The following is a 16291-nucleotide window of genomic DNA, read 5'->3' as shown; positions in this document are numbered from 1 at the left end:
AGACAGACCACCGGAAGGCACCCGTGCAGACCGTATCCTCAGTCCTCGATTCCATCAGCGACGTCGGCCGTGACGCGGCCCGGGGAGGCTATTCGCGCGGCGTGTTCACCGGCGCCGAACTCTCCCTGCGCGAGTGGTTCTCCGGGGAGGCCGCGGCCCGCGGACTGTCGGTGGAGACCGACCGGAACGGCATCCTCTGGGCGTGGTGGGACGCGACCGACAGCCGCGACGGCGCCCTCGTCACCGGCAGCCACCTCGACTCGGTGCCGGGCGGCGGGGCGTTCGACGGCCCGCTCGGCGTCGCGTCCGCGCTCGTCGCCGTCGACCTGCTGCGGGAACGCGGCGTCCGGCCTCGCCGGTCGCTCGCGGTCACGGTGTTCCCCGAGGAGGAGGGCTCCCGCTTCGGGGTCTCCTGCCTCGGCTCCCGCCTGCTCACCGGGACGCTCGACCCGGACCACGTCCGGTCCCTGACCGACGCCGACGGCACCACCTTCGCCGACGCCTCCCGTGCCGCGGGCCTCGACCCCGCGCAGCTGGGGCGGGACGAGGAGGCGATCCGGCGTATCGGCGACTTCGTGGAACTGCACGTGGAGCAGGGGCGCGGGCTGATCGACCTGGACTCCGCCGTCGCCGTCGGCTCCACCATGCTGGGCCACGGCCGCTGGCGCCTGTCCATCACCGGGCAGGGGAACCACGCCGGCACCACGCTCATGGCGGACCGGGCCGACCCGATGATCGCCGCCGCCCAGGTGGTCCTCGCGGCCCGGAGGATCGCGGCGGAGCAGGACGGCGCCCGCGCCACGGTGGGACGCCTGCAGCCCGTCCCGGGCGGCACGAACGTCATCGCCTCCCGCGTGGACCTGTGGCTCGACGTGCGCCACGAGGAGGACGCGGTGACGGCGTCGCTCATCGAGAAGATCCACGGCCAGGCCCAGAAGATCTGCGCGTTCGAGGGCTGCCGCGCCGCCCTCACGGAGGAGTCGCGGAGCGGCACCGTCCACTTCGACGGGGCGCTCCGGCGTTCGCTCGGCAACGCGCTCGGCCGCGCCTTCCCCGGCGCGCCCACCCTTCCCACGGGCGCCGGGCACGACGCCGGCATCCTCGGGTCCATCGCTCCCACCGCCATGCTGTTCGTGCGCAACCCCACCGGCATCAGCCACTCGCCCGAGGAGTTCGTGGAGCGCGCCGACGCCGACGCCGGGGCCCTCGCGCTCGCGGACGTCCTCGAGGACCTGCTGTGACGCAGCAGGCCGTCGCCCGCGCCGTCTGGTGCGCCTCCGCCTGGCTGGGCGCGGAGGGGGTGCGCGACGCCGTGCGCGTCGAGGTCGACGCCGACGGCTACGTCGTGGGCGTCCTGCAGGGCGTCTCCGCGCGGGACGGCGACGTCGTGCTGGACGGCGTCGTGTTCCCGGCCGCCGCCAACGCCCACTCCCACGCGTTCCACCGGGCGCTGCGCGGACGCACCCACGACACGGTCGACGGAGGGACGTTCTGGACGTGGCGGGAGACCATGTACCGCGCGGCGAACGCCCTGACGCCGGCCCTGTACGAGGAGCTCGCCACGGCCGCGTACGCCGAGATGGTCACGGCCGGGTGGACGAGCGTCGCCGAGTTCCACTACGTGCATCACCGCCCGGACGGCACTCCCTACGGCCAGGGCCCGGACGACGGCGCCGACGGCGACCGCGACGGCGACCGCGACGGACCGCACGCCATGGAGCTGGCCCTCGCCCGGGCGGCGGTGCGGGCGGGCATCCGCCTGACGCTGCTCGACACCTGCTACCTCGCGGGCGGGTTCGGGGCGCCGCTCGAGGCGGGGCAGCGCCGCTTCTCCGACGGGACCGCGGAGCGCTGGCTCGCACGGCTCGCCTCGCTGCGTGCCGCCGTCGGTGCGCTCCACCCCGCACACCAGGTGACCGTCGGCGCCGCCCTCCACTCCGTCCGGGCCGTCCCCGAGGACCAGCTGGCGGTCATCGCCGCGCAGCTGCCGCCCGGGCTGCCCCTGCACGTCCACCTGTCCGAGCAGCCCGCGGAGAACGAGGACTGCCTGCGCGCCACGGGCTGCACCCCCACGGGGCTGCTCCACCGGCACGGCCTCGTGACCGGCCGCCTGTCCGCCGTGCACGCCACGCATGTCGTCGGCGAGGACATCGCGACGCTCGCCGACGCCCGCGCCGTCGTCGTCCTGTGCCCCACCACCGAGGCGGACCTCGCGGACGGCATCGGACCCGCGGGCGAGTTCCGCAGCGCCGGGGCGACCCTCGCCCTCGGCTCAGACCAGCACGCCGTCGTGGACCCCTGGCTCGAGATGCGGGCCCTCGAGCACGGCGAGCGCCTGCGTACCGGGCGCCGGGGGCACTTCGATCCGCAGGAGCTGCACCGCATCGCGGCCGCCGGCGGGGCGACGGCGCAGGGACGCCCGGGTGCGGGCTTCGGTCCGGGATGCGTCGCCGACCTGATGGCGGTGGACCCGCGCAGCACCCGCACGGCCGGATCCGCCCCGGAGCAGCTCGCCTACACCGCGACCGGGCAGGACGTGACGGCCGTCGTCGTCGGGGGGGTCCTGCTCGCGCGCGGCGGCGTCCACGCCCGGCTCGGCGACCCCGGGCCCCTGCTCGCCGCTGCCATCGCCCGCCTCGATGGTGCGTCCAGCCCCGCCGCGGACCGGACCGCGTCCCCGCGCCAAGGGGCCCGGCCCTGATGTCCCTCCTCATCACCGGTATCGGCGAACTCACGACGCAGGACGGCGACGCTCCGGTCCTCCGGCGCGCAGCCGTGGTCCTCGAGGGGGAGCGCGTCAGCTGGATCGGTCCGTCAGCGGACGCCCCCGCGGCGGACGAGGCGTACGACGCCGGCGGCCGCGCCGGCCTGCCCGGCTGGGTCGACAGCCACACGCACCTCGTGTTCGCGGGGGACCGGACGGCCGAGTTCGAGGCGCGCATGGCGGGACAGGAGTACGCGGCGGGCGGCATCGCCGTCACCGTCGAGGCGACGCGCGCGGCCGGGGACTACGACCTCACGCGGCTCCTGCTCGCCCGTGTCGCCGAGGCCGCCGCGGGCGGGACCACCTACCTCGAGACGAAGACGGGCTACGGGCTCGACGTCGGGCACGAGGCCCGCAGCGCGCGCATCGCCGCCGGCGTGGTGGACGAGGTCACGTTCCTGGGCGCGCACCTCGTCCCCGAGGGGGCGGACGCCGACGCCTACACGGACCTCGTCGCCGGCCCCATGCTAGACGCCGTCCGGCCCCACGTCCGCTGGGCCGACGTGTTCTGCGAGACCGGGGCCTTCAGCGCCGAGCAGTCGCGCCGCGTGCTCGAGGCGTGTGCGGCAGCGGGCCTCGGCCTGCGCGTGCACGGGAACCAGCTGGGACCCGGCGCCGGCGTCGCGCTCGCCGTCGAGCTCGGCGCCGCCAGTGTCGACCACGTCAACCACCTCTCGGACGCCGACGTCGACGGCCTCGCCGGCACCTGGTCCGGCTCCGCCGCGGGAGGTGAGCCCGGCACCGTCGCCACCTGCCTGCCCGCCTGCGACCTCTCCACCCGCCAGCCCTTCCCGCCCGCCCGGAGGCTGCTCGACGCCGGCGTGCAGATCGCCCTCGCCAGCAACTGCAACCCCGGTACCTCCTACACCAGCTCGATGGCCTTCTGCGTCGCCACGGCCGTGCTGCAGATGGGGCTGACCGTGCACGAGGCGGTCCGCGCCGCCACGTACGGCGGAGCCCTCGCCCTGCGGCGCCACACGGGCGACGACGCGGACGGCCGCCGGGCCGTCGGGTCGCTCGCCGTCGGCCACCGGGCCGACCTGCAGCTGCTCGACGCCCCGTCGGCGACGCATCTCGCGTACCGGCCCGGGATGCCGCTCGTGCATGCCGTGTGGAAGGCGGGCCGGCGGGTGCGCTAGGCCGCCCGGCCGCGGGCGTCCGGCTGGGAATCCCCGGCGACCGCTGCGAGGATAGCGCCATGCCTGCCGAGCCCGCGTCCTCCGCGCCGACCGCCGACCGCCTCCCCCCGGACGCCGCATCCCGGAGGCGGCGCATCACTGCCGAGGTGCTCATCGTCTTCGGGCTCTCCCTGGGCCAGTCCGGCGTCTACGCCGTGGTGAACCTGGCCGAGAAGCTCACCCGCGGGCCCCTCGCGGCGCAGACCACCACCCTGAACCCGGTGCTCAACGACCGGCCGTCCTTCGACCTCGCGTACCAGCTCCTGGACATCCTCTTCGCGCTGGTGCCGGTGGCCCTCGTCCTGTTCCTGCTCGGCGGGCACGGCGTCTCCGCGTTCCGGCGCCTCGGGTTCACGTTCGAGAAGCCGGTACGCACCGTGGGCTTCGGCGTCGGCCTCGCGGTGGTGATCGCCGTGGGGACCCTCGGCGTGTACGCCGGCGGACGCGCCCTGGGTATCACGACGGCGCTCGTGCCCGCCGCGCTCGACTCCTACTGGTGGACCATCCCGGTGCTCGTCCTGTCGGCGGTGCGGCACGCGGTCCTCGAGGAGGTCATCGTCGTGGGCTACCTGTTCATCCGGCTGCGGGACCTCGGCTGGTCGACGCCCGCCATCCTCCTCACGAGTGCCCTGGTGCGGGGCAGCTACCACCTCTACCAGGGCTTCGGCCCGTTCATCGGGAACGTCCTCATGGGCCTGCTGTTCGCCTGGTTCTACACCCGCACACGGAGGGTCATGCCGCTCGTGATCGCCCATGCGCTCATCGACACCGCGGGGTTCGTCGGATTCGCGCTCCTCGGACCCGCCATCGGGATCGGCGGCTGACCGGGCGGAGGCTTCCCCTGCCTATTTGCGCACCCGGATCATGACTAAATTATCCGGGTACCGCGGTGCTACCGTGGGTCCACCCAGCGGGGATCCGCTGTTCCGGCCGGGCCACCCACGAACCAGGAGGAACGATGAGCGTCGTCACGAGTGTCTCCGAGTGCAGCGTCCACAACTGCTCGTTCAACCACGACGGCTGTACCGCCGTCGCGATCACGGTGTCCGGATCCGAGGAACACGCGTCCTGCGCCACCTTCATCGACACGTCCATCAGCGGCGGCCTCCCGAAGATGCTCGCGCACGTCGGGGCCTGCCAGCGTTCGGAGTGCTCGTTCAACCACGACCTGCTCTGCAGCGCACCGGCCGTCAAGGTGGGCCCCGGCGCCGAGGCCGCCGACTGCCTCACCTACACGCACGCCTGATCCACGCACGGACAGGGAAGGGACCGGACCCATGGTCCGGTCCCTTCCCTGTCCGCCGATCCGACGCGTCAGATCTCGATCCGGCCGTCGGCGGTCTCGAACGTCACGGACATGATGCCCGGCGTGCCCCTGGGCGCGATCCACTGGACCTGGACGCCGTCGAGCGTCTCCTCGACATCGGTGCCGAGCCATTCCGTCACCCGCTCCGAGGAGCCCGCGATGGTCAGGCAGTCCAGCTTGACGGACGCCGGCCGGGCCTTGGAGGGGTGGAGCTCCTCGGTGCCCTCGTCCCACCGGAGCAGGTAGGGGACCTGCGGATCCGCGATGAGACCCTTGATGCCGATCTGCTGCCAGGTCAGTTCCTGGCCGTCGGGGAACTTGCGGTTGCCCGGGACCGCGCTGCGGCCGAGGCGCTCCTCGAAGGGCCCGAGGTCGTCGACGGCGACACACCAGCCCATCCAGCCCCCACCGGCCTCGGACCGGGCGCGGACGGCCTGGCCGAACGGCGCCTTGTCGGATGCGGGGTGGTTGAGGACCTCGACGACCTCGAGGTACTGGCCGTTCGCGAGGGGGAAGATCATGTTGCGGGTGCCGAAGCGCGGGTGCACACCGCCCTTCACGGGCTCCATGCCGAGCCGGGCCGAGATACGGTCGGCAGTCGCGGCAAGTCCATCGGGTTCACAGGCGTAAGAGACGTGGTCCAGGCGCATGCGGACAGTGTTGCACTAAGTGATGTGCGTCTCGACTAAGGGTCCCCTTACTCCCGTTCCTGGTTCCCGTCCGCCCCTCCATCCCCATCCGCACCACCCCGCGGAGGGCGCGGACCGCGCTCCTTCATGCGATGTCATACGTGTTGCCGGATCCGCTCCCATGGGCTTTCATGAATGCAGGTCATGAGTGCCAGCGCGAAGCCCCGGCTTGCTGGCCGGCAACCCTCCAACCGCGGTGGGGTGCCCCGGGTGAGGACCAGGTGCGGTGCCGGACCGGCGCCGCGCAAGCGCGGGCTCCTGCGGAGCCGATGCTCCCGGGGCGGCAACCCCGTCGGCCGGGGCAGCGGACGAGGAGGGGCCCTTCGACGAGGGAGCACCATGTCCGACGATTGGTCCTTTGAGACACGCCAGATCCATGCCGGCCAGGTGCCGGACCAAGCCACGGGGGCGCGCGCGCTCCCCATCTACCAGACGACGTCGTTCGTCTTCCCGAGCGCGGAGAGCGCCGCGAACCGGTTCGCGCTGACGGAGCTCGCGCCCATCTACACGCGCATCGGGAACCCCACCCAGGAAGCGGTAGAGACCAGGATCGCGAGCCTCGAAGGCGGGGTCGGCGCGCTGCTGCTCTCCTCGGGGCAGGCCGCGGAGACCTTCGCGGTCCTCAACGTCGCCGAGGCCGGGGACCACATCGTGGCCAGCCCCAGCCTGTACGGGGGCACCTACAACCTCTTCAAGCACACGCTGAAGAAGTTCGGCATCGAGACCACGTTCGTGGAGGACCCCGATGACCTCGAGCAGTGGCGGGCCGCCGTCCGCCCGAACACCAAGCTCTTCTTCGGCGAGGTCGTGTCCAACCCCCGACAGGACGTCCTCGACCTCGAGGGCATCAGCGCCGTCGCCCACGAGCACGGACTGCCGCTGATCGTGGACAACACACTCTCCACGCCGTACCTGATCCGGCCCATCGAATGGGGTGCGGACATCGTGGTGCACTCGGCCACGAAGTACCTCGGCGGGCACGGCACCGCCATCGCCGGCGTGATCGTGGACTCGGGCAACTTCGACTTCGCGCAGTACCCGGAGCGCTTCCCGGGCTTCAACACACCCGACGAGAGCTACCACGGGCTGGTCTACGCACGGGACCTCGGTGTCGGCGGTGCGCTCGGCGCCAACCTCGCGTACATCCTGAAGGCGCGGGTGCAGCTGCTGCGGGACCTCGGCTCCGCCGTGTCGCCCTTCAACGCCTTCCTCATCGCGCAGGGCCTGGAGACCCTCAGCCTGCGCCTGGAGCGCCACGTCCGGAACGCGCAGGACGTCGCCGAATGGCTCGAGGGACACGACGACGTCGAAGGCGTCGCCTACGCGGGCCTCGCCTCGAGTCCCTGGTACGAGCGCGGGAAGAAGTACGGGCGGAACGGCACGGGCGCGATCGTCAGCTTCGACATCGCCGGAGGCCTCGAGGCGGGCAAGCGTTTCGTGGACGCCCTCGAACTGCACTCCCACGTCGCGAACGTCGGCGACGTCCGCTCGCTCGTCATCCACCCGGCGTCGACCACACACAGCCAGCTCGGGGCGGAGGCGCAGCTCACCGCGGGGGTGCGACCTGGCCTGGTCCGGCTGGCCGTGGGCCTGGAGAACATCACCGACATCCTCGCCGACCTCGACGCGGGCTTCCGTGCCGCCAAAGGAGCCTAGCCCTTCGTGACCACCTACCCTGCTGCTCCGCTGCACCCCGGGATCGACGGCGCCCCGTCGGGAGACGGCCTCCTGCGCATCGCGTCGATCGGGCCGCTGGCCCTGGAGACCGGGGGCGAACTGCCGGACGTCCAGCTCGCCTTCGAGACCTGGGGGCGGCTCGACCCGGACGGCTCCAACGCCGTGCTGGTGCAGCATGCCCTGACCGGCAGCTCCCACGTGGCACGTGGAGCGTCGGAGGAGGAGGGCTGGTGGGACTCGCTCGTGGGCCCCGGCCGCACGGTGGACACCGACCGGTACTTCGTGGTGTCCATCAACATGCTGGGCGGCTGCTACGGGTCGACGGGCCCGGCCAGCCCGGCGCCCGACGGCGCACCCTGGGGCTCGCGCTTCCCGTTCGTCACCATCCGCGACTCCGTGCGGGCGGAGGCCCTGCTCGCCGACCAGCTCGGCGTCGGGCGGTGGCACTCGGTGATCGGAGGGTCGATGGGCGGCGCGCGCGCTCTCGAATGGGCCCTCATGTACGCGGAGCGCGTGGCGCGCTGCGCCGTCGTCGCCTGCACTGCCGCCAGTTCGGCCGAACAGATAGCGTTCGCCCAGGCACAGCTGCAGGCCATCCGGCTGGACCCGGCGTACCGCCGCGGCGACTACTACGACGGCCCGCACCCGGAAGTGGGCCTCGGCATCGCCCGGCGCATCGCGCACATCACCTACCGGTCGGAGCTCGAGCTGGAAGCGCGCTTCGGTCGGGCGGAGCAGGACGACGAGCAGCCCTTCGGCGCCGTCCTGCCCGCCGACCGGGGCCGCTACCAGGTGGAGAGCTACCTCGACCACCAGGCGGCAAAGCTGGTGCACCGGTTCGATGCGAACAGCTATGTCGTGCTCACCGAGGCCCTCATGAGCCACGACGCGGCCCGAGGGCGCGGGACCCTCGACAGCGCCCTCGGCGACTCGACGTCGGAGTTCTTCATCGCGGCCGTGGACAGCGACAGGCTCTACTTCCCGGAGCAGTCGCGGCGGCTCGCCGCCGGCCTCCCCGGGACCGTCCCCGTCCACATGATCTCCTCGCCCGTGGGCCACGACGCCTTCCTGACCCAGATCCACCAGCTCGACGACCAGCTCCGCGCCACCTTCTACCCCGAGGCGGATCTATCGGTTGGGTTTCCTCCCGCGGGCACCTAGGCTTGGAGCTAAGCCTGCTTATCAAACGGCGGGCACGTCCTGCGGCATCTGCCGCGGACCCTTCGACGCGAGGAGCTGTTCGTGGAACTGAGCACCATCGGCTGGAACCAGGAAGCACGTGACAAGATCCTGCTGGACTCCGACCGCGCCCTGCAGGGTGCGGTCCGCGAGGCCGTGGAGACGCTGGACGGGAAGTCCCGCGACGAGGTCTACGAATTCCTCTTCCAGAAACTGCAGCCGCAGTTCGTCGACTTCAAGCCCGGCCCCGACCTCAGCGCGTGCGCCGATGCGGTGGCCAACGGCGAGGTCTCCCTCGACGACTGAGCACCTCGACGCCTGAGATGGCGGCGGGAGCCGCGCGGGGCCGCCGCTAGTCGGCGGCGCCCGGCGGCATCCCCGGCCCGAAGATCGGCACGGGCTCCGGACGCTTCGCGATCACGCCGTCGCCCGACGACTGGTGGCGCAGTCGCCGGAGCACCCACGGCACGAAGTACTCGCGTGCCCAGACGAGGTCCTCCGCCCGGGCGGCCCGCCAGGTCCGCACGGGGAGGTCCTTCGGCTGCAGCGGTTCGAGGGTATGGCGCACCGCGAGGGTGTCGAGCACCATCGCGGCGATGGTGTGGTGGCCGAGCGGCGAGAAGTGCAGGCGGTCCGAGGACCACATCTGCGGGTTCTTGAGCTGACGCAGGGCCCACATGTCGGCGATGACCGCCTCGTGGCGCGAGGCGACGATGCGCAGGTTCTCGTTGTAGATGGCGGTCTTCGAGCGGATGCTGCCGAGCACCGTCTCCCGGACGTCCGGCCCCGTGAAGAGCACGACCGTGGCGCCCGTGGCGGCGAGCGTCGCGACGACGGCGTCGAGTTTCTCCGCGAGGACGTCGGGGTCGCCGCCCGGCCGCATCAGGTCGTTGCCCCCGGCCGACATCGTGATCAGGTCCGGGTGCAGCGCCAGCGCCGGCTCCACCTGCTGGTCGATGATCTGCTGCAGCAGGCGCCCCCGGACCGCCAGGTTCGCGTAGGCGAAGTCCTCGTGCCCCCGGGCCAGTTCCTCGGCGACCCGGTCCGCCCAGCCCCGGTTGCCGCCGATGCTCTCGGGGTTCGGATCGCCGATGCCCTCCGTGAAGGAGTCGCCCAGGGCGGCGTAGCGGCGCCAGGGGTGGGGCTCCGAGTGGAGGAACGGGTCGATCATGGGCCCGTTGGGGATGGGATGGTTCGCATCCGGCAGGGGTGTCTCTGCGCCTGGTGTGCTCACCGGGCCATTCTTGCAACTGCCGGGACCGGTGCGCCACCGCGCCCGGCCCGGGGCCCGCCCGGGGGGACGGTGTCGGAGCACCGACGCGGGGCGTGATCCGTGCCGTGCCAGAATGGGAACCATGACGAAAACCGCCTCCGGCACGGCCGCACCCCCCGTCGGTTCCTGGGCTCCCGTGGTCCTCTGGTCCAGGCCCGAGGCCGAGCGCCGGGGCACGCCCCTGCTCGTCCTCTTCCACGGCTACATGGCGGACGAGAAGGACCTGATGGGCCTCGCCGACCACCTGCCGACCGAGTTCACCGTGGCATCGGTGCGGGCGCCCCGGCCCGCCGGGCCCGGTTTCTCCTGGTTCCCGCTGGCACGGGAGGACGACTACTCGGTGGAACGCGTCGTGGAGGGCGTCACCGCCGTCTCCACGTGGCTTGACTCCGTCCGGGAGGCCCACTCCAGCGTCAGCATCCTCGGCTTCTCGCAGGGCATGGGGGTCGCGACGTCCCTCCTGCGCCACCGGCCGTCGGACTTCGCCTGCGTCGTGGGGCTCTCGGGCTTCGCGGTGCCCTCCGAGGACCATCCCTTCTTCCGCGACGGCGAGGCCGCGGCCTCGCCGACGCCGTTCTTCTGGGGGAGGGACCAGGAGGATGCCGTCATCACGCCCGAGATGATCGAGTTCACCCACGCCTGGCTGGTCGGGCACACCGCGCTGACGAAGATCCTCTACTCCAACATGCTCCACAGCATCAACCTGCAGGAGCTCGCGCACGTCCGCGAGTTCCTGAGCCTGACGGTCCTCGGGCGCCGCTGACCGGGGGCCGCCGCCGGCCGCCGCAGGATCACGCGTCCGGCGTCAGCCGCGCGTGATGCGCACCCGGACGCCGTTCACACCGATGGTGTCCCCGGGATGGAGCTGCCGTCCACGGCGCTCCTCGATCTCGCCGTTGACCTGCACGAGCCCGTTGTCGATCAGCGTCTTCGCCTCGACGCCGTCCTCGGCGAGGGACGCGAGCTTCAGCAGTTGTCCCAGCCGGATCATGTCGTCCCGGATGGGAAGTTCTGCGGGGGATGCGTCGTCGGTCATGCGTCCATTCTGCCCGATGCCGCCCCACTAGGCTGGACGGGTGTCTGATGCACCTGCCCTTCCCCCGGCCGTCGGCTTCCCCCTCGCCCTCGCCGCGGGGCTCGCCATCCCCGTCCAGGGCAGGATCAACGGCGCCCTCGGGACGGTGCTCGACGACGGTATCGCCGCCGCGCTCATCAGCTTCGGCACGGGCCTGGTCGTGATGATCGCCCTGACCCTCGCGGTGCCGAGCGCGCGGGCGGGTGCCCGGCAGATCATCCCCTCGGTGCGCGAGCGCCGCTTCCCGCCCTACTACGTCGCGGCCGGAGCCATCGGGGCGTTCTTCGTGTTCTCGCAGTCGCTGACCATCGGCCTCCTCGGTGTCGCCCTGTTCACGGTGGCCGCCGTCATGGGCCAGACGCTCAGCGGCCTCCTCGTGGACAAGGCGGGGATCGGTCCCGGCGGGAAGCGCGCCGCGACGCCCATGCGCGTGATCGGCGTCGTCCTGACGGTCCTGTCCGTCGTGTGGGCCGTATCGCCGCGCTTCGGCGCCGCGGGGGAGCTCTCGAGCTGGCTCGTGCCCGTCCTGCTGCCCGTCGCGGCCGGCGTGCTGATGAGCTTCCAGCAGGCCATGAACGGCACGGCGGCACTCGCCTACGGGACGCCGCTCGCGGCCACGCTGATGAACTTCATCGCCGGGACCGCGGTGCTGCTCACGGCGTGGCTCGTCAAGCTCGCGGTCGCCGGACCGGGCAACCCGCTGCCGACCGAGTGGTGGTACTACCTCGGCGGACCCATGGGCTGCATCTTCATCGCCCTCGGCGCCCTGCTCGTGCGCAGCCTCGGGGTCCTGCTCACGGGGCTCTGCATGATCGGCGGGCAACTGGTGGGTTCCCTCCTGCTGGACCTCGTGGTCCCCGCGCCGGGCACCATCGTGGTGTTCGCGACGGTCGCCGGCACCCTGCTGACGCTCGGCGCGATCATTCTCACCACCCTGCCCTGGCCCCGGAGCGCCCGGGCCTGAGGCGCCGAGCGGGACGGGCCGCCCCGACCCGGGCCCGGCAGCCGCGCGGGATCGACCCGGTAGGCTTGCTCCGGTAGCTTTCGCGCCCCGCACGGCGGCCCGGACAGCCCGCAGCACGCGCCCCCCACCTGCGGACCGCACCCAGCGGCCTGCACCGAATTGGAGAAGAATCCCATGGCAGCAGCCAAGTCAGCACTCGACCCCATCATCTCGCTCGCCAAGCGGCGCGGCTTCGTGTTCCAGTCGGGGGAGATCTACGGCGGATCACGGTCCGCGTGGGACTACGGACCCCTGGGCGCGGAGTTCAAGGAGAACATCAAGCGGCAGTGGTGGCAGACGATGGTGCGCGGCCGCGAGGACGTCGTCGGCCTCGACTCCGCCGTCATCCTGCCCCGCCAGGTGTGGGAGGCCTCCGGGCACGTCGAGGTCTTCAGCGACCCGCTCGTCGAATGCCTCTCCTGCCACAAGCGCTACCGCGCGGACCACCTCGAGGAGGAGTACGAGGAGAAGAAGGGCCGCGCACCGGAGAACGGGCTGAAGGACGTCACCTGCGCCAACTGCGGTACCCGGGGCCAGTGGACGGAACCGCAGGAGTTCTCCGGACTCCTCAAGACGTTCCTCGGTCCCGTGGCGTCCGAGGAGGGCATGCACTACCTGCGGCCCGAGACCGCGCAGGGCATCTTCGTGAACTTCAACAACGTGCTGACCACCGCGCGCAAGAAGCCGCCGTTCGGCATCGGCCAGATCGGCAAGAGCTTCCGCAACGAGATCACGCCGGGCAACTTCATCTTCCGCACCCGCGAGTTCGAGCAGATGGAGATGGAGTTCTTCGTGGAGCCCGGCACGGACGAGGAATGGCACCGGTACTGGATCGACCAGCGTCTCGCCTGGTACACCGACCTCGGCATCGAGCCGGACAACCTGCGCCTCTTCGAGCACCCGCTCGAGAAGCTGAGCCACTACTCCAAGGGCACCACGGACATCGAATACCGGTTCGGCTTCGCCGGCTCCGAGTGGGGCGAGCTCGAGGGCATCGCCAACCGCACGGACTTCGATCTCTCGACCCACTCGAAGCACTCGGGCACGGACCTCGGCTACTTCAACCAGGCCACCAACGAGCGCTACACGCCGTACGTGATCGAGCCCGCAGCCGGTCTGACCCGCTCCTTCATGGCGTTCCTCGTCGACTCGTACACCGAGGACGAGGCGCCCAACGCCAAGGGCGGCGTGGACAAGCGCACCGTGCTCAAGCTCGACCCGCGCCTCGCCCCGGTCAAGGCCGCCGTCCTGCCGCTGAGCCGCAACGAGGACCTGTCCCCGAAGGCCAAGGACCTCGCGGCCCAGCTGCGCAAGGGCTGGAACATCGACTTCGACGACGCCGGCGCGATCGGCCGCCGCTACCGCCGGCAGGACGAGATCGGCACGCCGTTCTGCATCACCGTGGACTTCGACACGCTCGACGACCAGGCCGTGACGATCCGCGAACGCGACACCATGGCCCAGGAGCGCGTGTCCCTCGACCAGGTGCAGGGCTACCTCGCCGCCCGCCTGATCGGAGCCTGATGGCCCTCGAGTACCGCGCCTGGCAGCAGGGCGACGACCTCGAGCTCCTCCAGCTGTGGGGCGGCCCCGAGTCGGCGGCGGCGGAGCAGTTCCGCGGCTCCTTCCGCACGCCCTCGGACGAGCCCTGGAACCGCTGCATCACCGTCGTGGACCAGGGGGTCCCCGTCGCGGCGGGCTGCGTCTACGGCGCGGCCCTCCACCCGGACCGGCTCTGGTGCTACGTCGAGGTCGCCGAGGACCACCGGCGCGCGGGGATCGGCTCGACGCTCCTCACCATGCTGCAGCACGAGGCCGGCGCCTCGCCGTCGGGCGTCGCCCGTCGTCCCCTGCGGTCCAAGGTGACGCCGGGCACCACCGGAGCTGCCTTCGCCGCGGCCACCGGCTTCACCGCGCTCCAGCGGTCGCGGCTCGTCGTCGTCGGCCCCGGTGCGCTCGCGGCGCCCGCGTTCGACGACGCGGCCGGGCCGCAGCTCGAGGAGGCGGCCACGGGGTCCGTGGAGCTTACCCGGGCGCTGGCCACCTTCTACGAGTCCGTGCACACCTGGGACAGGGCGGACCTCAGCCTGGGGCGCGCGCAGCAGCTGTTCCTCGCGGACACGAGCGGCGCCGGGGGAGCGATCGTGCTGCGCGACCGGCCGAAGGCCGACGGCGGCGCCATCGCGGCGTTCGCCGTCAGCTACACGCAGGCCCGCACCGACGACCCCGCCGACGTCCTGCTGGGCTACGACACCACGCTCGCCCCGCAGGAGCAGCAGGCCGCCGTCGCGACCCTGATCGCGATGCTCGTGCACCAGTACCCCATCCAGCTCGAGGTGGACGACTCCATGGAGGCGCTCGTCGCCGTCGTCGAGCCCCTGCTCGCCACGGGCGCGGCACGACTCGGAGGGCCGGAGACGCTGGTCGTCGCCACCGCCTGAGGCCCCGACCCGGGCATGCCCCGGTCAGCCGCGGCTGTGCCTCCCGGACGCCAGGTCCGCCACGTCCGCGGCCGCGCGCTCGGCGTCCGTCATGGCGCCGCCGCCCAGGTGGGCCGGCATCCACCAGGCGCCGGGTTCCGGGGTCACCGGGAAGTCGGCGATGCAGGTCTCGATGCCGTCCTGCAGCTCCTGGCGCAGCCTCTCCGTCTCCTCGGCCACGTCGAGGCCGGGTGCGTGGTGGATGGGCTGGCCGATGTGCACGCGGACGGGGGCCTTCCAGGCCCGCCGCACCGAGAACCCGTGCCCGCGTGTCAGCAGCCGGTGGGCGCCCCACACCGAGACGGGGATCACCGGGACCCCGGCCTCGGCGGCGAGCCGCACCGGACCGGTCTTGAGGCCGCGCACCGTGTAGCTGCGGGACACGCCCGCCTCGGGCAGGATCGCCACGTACTCGCCGGCCCGCAGCTTCGCGAGGGCGTCGTCGTACGCGTCCGCCCCCGCCCTGCGGTCGGTGATCACGTGCCCGAGGCCGAACACGACGGGGCTGACGAACCAGTGGTCGGCGGCCCGCTTCGAGATCATGTAGCGGGCCTGGATCCGGGCGTGGTTCCACAGGACCAGTTCCGCGAAGGCGAAGTCCAGGTAGCCGAAGTGCGTGATGGCGACGACGGCGCCGTGCCCGGGCACCGCGCGGCGCGACCGGCCGTCCAGCGGGTCGGACGCGGGCAGGTTCTCCGTCCCGCTGACCGTGATCGGCAGGCGCAGGGCGGCGAAGACCCCCTTTCCCGCGTAGACCACGCTGCGGTACATGCGGTCGCTCTGCCGCGGCTTCCATCCCATGCTCAGATCCTTCCGGCCTTCGGCGGGAGCGGGAGGAACCCGCTCGTCGTGTCCACGTACTCTTTGTACCCCGGACGGCCGGATCTACGCCGCTCCGTCGGGAACTTCCAGGTCCCGCCGGAACCGCTCAGGCCGTGATGCCGAGCGGATCCGGGGCGCGGTAGAGGACGGCGGAGGGCTCGAGGACCCGGGCGTCGAGGGCCGCGCCCGTGTCCTCCGCGAAGTGGCGGAGGAGGAAGGACGTGCTCAGGCCGTGCCAGACGGGCACGGTCCGGAACATGAAGTGCCCTGCTCCGAGCATCCGCACGTAGTGGACGTCCCGGGCCACGCCGAGGGCGCGGCGCGCGAAGGAGAGCGACGCCGTCGGGCTCGTCCAGCGGTCCGTGTCGCCGTGCATGATGAGGACACGGCGCCCCCGCAGGGGTTCCACCGGGCTCGACGGTTCGAGCCAGGGGGCGAGGGCGGCCACCGCGCGGACCTGCGGGTGTCCGGCCGCGTAGAGCGCGGTCAGCCCGCCCATCGAGTGGCCCAGGAGGTAGACGGGCGCCGTGGGGTGCTCCGCGGCGATGCGGCCCAGCGCCCATCGGGCGTCCTTCAGGGCCGACTGGTCGGCACCGTTCCAGCCGCGCACCCGGTTCCGGAGCGTCCACACCGCGAGGCCGTGCCGCCCGCCCGCCGCCGCGAGGCGCGCGGCGAAGGGGCGCATGCGCAGGGGGCTGAGGTGCCCGGGCCGGACGGCGTCGAAACTGCGCGCCCGCCCGCCGTGCAGGACGAGCGCCACACCGCGCACCCCGGTGCCCGCTCCGCCGACGCCGACCACGGGGTCCCCGTCCCGCGCCGGGCGTGTCGCCTCTCCTGCCATGTGC

At 72.5% G+C, this 16291-nt stretch carries 17 protein-coding genes and 1 riboswitch; of the genes, 12 read left to right on the top strand and 5 right to left on the bottom strand.

Going from position 1 to position 16291, the window contains the following annotated elements; genetic code table 11:
- Positions 1–23 precede the first annotated feature (23 nt).
- The 5 genes from CXQ97_RS06320 (at position 24) to CXQ97_RS06300 (ending at position 5188) form a co-directional block, all read left to right on the top strand.
- Positions 24–1241 (top strand): allantoate amidohydrolase, encoded by a 1218-nt coding sequence (locus CXQ97_RS06320; protein WP_104180007.1) that lies wholly within the window; start codon positions 24–26, stop codon positions 1239–1241.
- Positions 1238–2701 (top strand): formimidoylglutamate deiminase, encoded by a 1464-nt coding sequence (locus CXQ97_RS06315; RefSeq protein WP_104180006.1) that lies wholly within the window; start codon positions 1238–1240, stop codon positions 2699–2701. The genes CXQ97_RS06320 and CXQ97_RS06315 overlap by 4 nt, the downstream gene beginning before the upstream one ends.
- Positions 2701–3903, top strand: coding sequence for an imidazolonepropionase (gene hutI, locus CXQ97_RS06310; protein WP_104180005.1), 1203 nt, complete (start codon positions 2701–2703; stop codon positions 3901–3903). Before CXQ97_RS06315 ends, hutI begins: the two co-directional genes overlap by 1 nt.
- Before the next feature lie 59 nt (positions 3904–3962).
- Positions 3963–4766 carry a CPBP family intramembrane glutamic endopeptidase gene (locus CXQ97_RS06305; protein WP_104180004.1) on the top strand — a complete coding sequence of 268 codons (804 nt, stop codon included), beginning with the start codon at positions 3963–3965 and terminating at the stop codon, positions 4764–4766.
- A gap of 134 nt (positions 4767–4900) precedes the next feature.
- Positions 4901–5188, top strand: a complete 288-nt coding sequence (locus CXQ97_RS06300) for a DUF1540 domain-containing protein (protein WP_104117773.1) — start codon at positions 4901–4903, stop codon at positions 5186–5188.
- A 68-nt stretch (positions 5189–5256) separates the two neighbouring features.
- Here CXQ97_RS06300 and CXQ97_RS06295 read toward each other — a convergent pair whose 3' ends face one another.
- Positions 5257–5898, bottom strand: a complete 642-nt coding sequence (locus CXQ97_RS06295) for a VOC family protein (RefSeq protein ID WP_104180003.1) — start codon at positions 5896–5898, stop codon at positions 5257–5259.
- 179 nt (positions 5899–6077) lie between these two features.
- Positions 6078–6194: riboswitch (SAM riboswitch) on the top strand.
- 82 nt (positions 6195–6276) lie between these two features.
- Here CXQ97_RS06295 and CXQ97_RS06290 point away from each other — a divergent pair.
- The 3 genes from CXQ97_RS06290 to CXQ97_RS06280 all read left to right on the top strand — a co-directional run bounded on the left by CXQ97_RS06290 (position 6277) and on the right by CXQ97_RS06280 (position 9099).
- Positions 6277–7593 (top strand): bifunctional o-acetylhomoserine/o-acetylserine sulfhydrylase, encoded by a 1317-nt coding sequence (locus CXQ97_RS06290; protein WP_104180002.1) that lies wholly within the window; start codon positions 6277–6279, stop codon positions 7591–7593.
- A gap of 6 nt (positions 7594–7599) precedes the next feature.
- Positions 7600–8775, top strand: a complete 1176-nt coding sequence (locus tag CXQ97_RS06285) for a homoserine O-acetyltransferase (RefSeq protein WP_258062347.1) — start codon at positions 7600–7602, stop codon at positions 8773–8775.
- An 81-nt stretch (positions 8776–8856) separates the two neighbouring features.
- Complete coding sequence (locus CXQ97_RS06280; RefSeq protein ID WP_104180001.1) at positions 8857–9099, top strand: hypothetical protein; 243 nt, start codon at positions 8857–8859, stop codon at positions 9097–9099.
- Positions 9100–9145: 46 nt separating this feature from the next.
- Here CXQ97_RS06280 and CXQ97_RS06275 read toward each other — a convergent pair whose 3' ends face one another.
- Positions 9146–9964 (bottom strand): SGNH/GDSL hydrolase family protein, encoded by an 819-nt coding sequence (locus tag CXQ97_RS06275; RefSeq protein ID WP_104180000.1) that lies wholly within the window; start codon positions 9962–9964, stop codon positions 9146–9148.
- A gap of 184 nt (positions 9965–10148) precedes the next feature.
- Here CXQ97_RS06275 and CXQ97_RS06270 point away from each other — a divergent pair, with 184 nt between their 5' ends.
- Positions 10149–10829, top strand: coding sequence for an alpha/beta hydrolase (locus CXQ97_RS06270; protein ID WP_104179999.1), 681 nt, complete (start codon positions 10149–10151; stop codon positions 10827–10829).
- A 42-nt stretch (positions 10830–10871) separates the two neighbouring features.
- Here the strand turns inward: CXQ97_RS06270 and CXQ97_RS06265 are convergent, their stop codons facing one another.
- The gene (locus CXQ97_RS06265; RefSeq protein ID WP_104179998.1) at positions 10872–11102 is read right to left on the bottom strand and encodes an RNA-binding S4 domain-containing protein; all 231 of its coding nucleotides are present in this window, start codon (positions 11100–11102) and stop codon (positions 10872–10874) included.
- A gap of 40 nt (positions 11103–11142) precedes the next feature.
- On the opposite strand from CXQ97_RS06265, the gene CXQ97_RS06260 reads away from it, so the two are divergent.
- The 3 genes from CXQ97_RS06260 (at position 11143) to CXQ97_RS06250 (ending at position 14585) form a co-directional block, all read left to right on the top strand.
- Positions 11143–12105, top strand: coding sequence for a DMT family transporter (locus CXQ97_RS06260; RefSeq protein WP_104179997.1), 963 nt, complete (start codon positions 11143–11145; stop codon positions 12103–12105).
- Between the two features lie 174 nt (positions 12106–12279).
- Complete coding sequence (locus CXQ97_RS06255) at positions 12280–13668, top strand: glycine--tRNA ligase (protein WP_104179996.1); 1389 nt, start codon at positions 12280–12282, stop codon at positions 13666–13668.
- Entirely contained in the window at positions 13668–14585 is a 918-nt protein-coding gene (locus CXQ97_RS06250) for a GNAT family N-acetyltransferase (protein ID WP_104179995.1), read from the top strand. Before CXQ97_RS06255 ends, CXQ97_RS06250 begins: the two co-directional genes overlap by 1 nt.
- A gap of 24 nt (positions 14586–14609) precedes the next feature.
- On the opposite strand, the gene CXQ97_RS06245 is transcribed toward CXQ97_RS06250, so the two are convergent.
- Positions 14610–15425, bottom strand: coding sequence for a 1-acyl-sn-glycerol-3-phosphate acyltransferase (locus CXQ97_RS06245; protein WP_104179994.1), 816 nt, complete (start codon positions 15423–15425; stop codon positions 14610–14612).
- A 127-nt stretch (positions 15426–15552) separates the two neighbouring features.
- Complete coding sequence (locus CXQ97_RS06240; RefSeq protein WP_104179993.1) at positions 15553–16287, bottom strand: alpha/beta hydrolase; 735 nt, start codon at positions 16285–16287, stop codon at positions 15553–15555.
- Positions 16288–16291: the final 4 nt, after the last annotated feature.

Origin of the sequence: Arthrobacter sp. B0490 (assembly GCF_002929355.1) — a bacterium.
GTDB lineage: Bacteria > Actinomycetota > Actinomycetes > Actinomycetales > Micrococcaceae > Arthrobacter_D.
This window is presented reverse-complemented; position numbering and strand designations above follow the sequence as displayed.

What these genes read in the sequence shown, in the direction of transcription:
- CXQ97_RS06295 (WP_104180003.1), bottom strand. Translation starts at nt 5,898, where the DNA reads ATGCGCCTGGACCACGTCTCTTACGCCTGTGAACCCGATGGACTTGCC.
- CXQ97_RS06250 (WP_104179995.1), top strand. Translation starts at nt 13,668, where the DNA reads ATGGCCCTCGAGTACCGCGCCTGGCAGCAGGGCGACGACCTCGAGCTC.
- CXQ97_RS06265 (WP_104179998.1), bottom strand. Translation starts at nt 11,102, where the DNA reads ATGACCGACGACGCATCCCCCGCAGAACTTCCCATCCGGGACGACATG.
- CXQ97_RS06240 (WP_104179993.1), bottom strand. Translation starts at nt 16,287, where the DNA reads ATGGCAGGAGAGGCGACACGCCCGGCGCGGGACGGGGACCCCGTGGTC.
- CXQ97_RS06290 (WP_104180002.1), top strand. Translation starts at nt 6,277, where the DNA reads ATGTCCGACGATTGGTCCTTTGAGACACGCCAGATCCATGCCGGCCAG.
- CXQ97_RS06270 (WP_104179999.1), top strand. Translation starts at nt 10,149, where the DNA reads ATGACGAAAACCGCCTCCGGCACGGCCGCACCCCCCGTCGGTTCCTGG.
- CXQ97_RS06300 (WP_104117773.1), top strand. Translation starts at nt 4,901, where the DNA reads ATGAGCGTCGTCACGAGTGTCTCCGAGTGCAGCGTCCACAACTGCTCG.
- CXQ97_RS06245 (WP_104179994.1), bottom strand. Translation starts at nt 15,425, where the DNA reads ATGGGATGGAAGCCGCGGCAGAGCGACCGCATGTACCGCAGCGTGGTC.
- CXQ97_RS06305 (WP_104180004.1), top strand. Translation starts at nt 3,963, where the DNA reads ATGCCTGCCGAGCCCGCGTCCTCCGCGCCGACCGCCGACCGCCTCCCC.
- CXQ97_RS06255 (WP_104179996.1), top strand. Translation starts at nt 12,280, where the DNA reads ATGGCAGCAGCCAAGTCAGCACTCGACCCCATCATCTCGCTCGCCAAG.
- hutI (WP_104180005.1), top strand. Translation starts at nt 2,701, where the DNA reads ATGTCCCTCCTCATCACCGGTATCGGCGAACTCACGACGCAGGACGGC.
- CXQ97_RS06275 (WP_104180000.1), bottom strand. Translation starts at nt 9,964, where the DNA reads ATGATCGACCCGTTCCTCCACTCGGAGCCCCACCCCTGGCGCCGCTAC.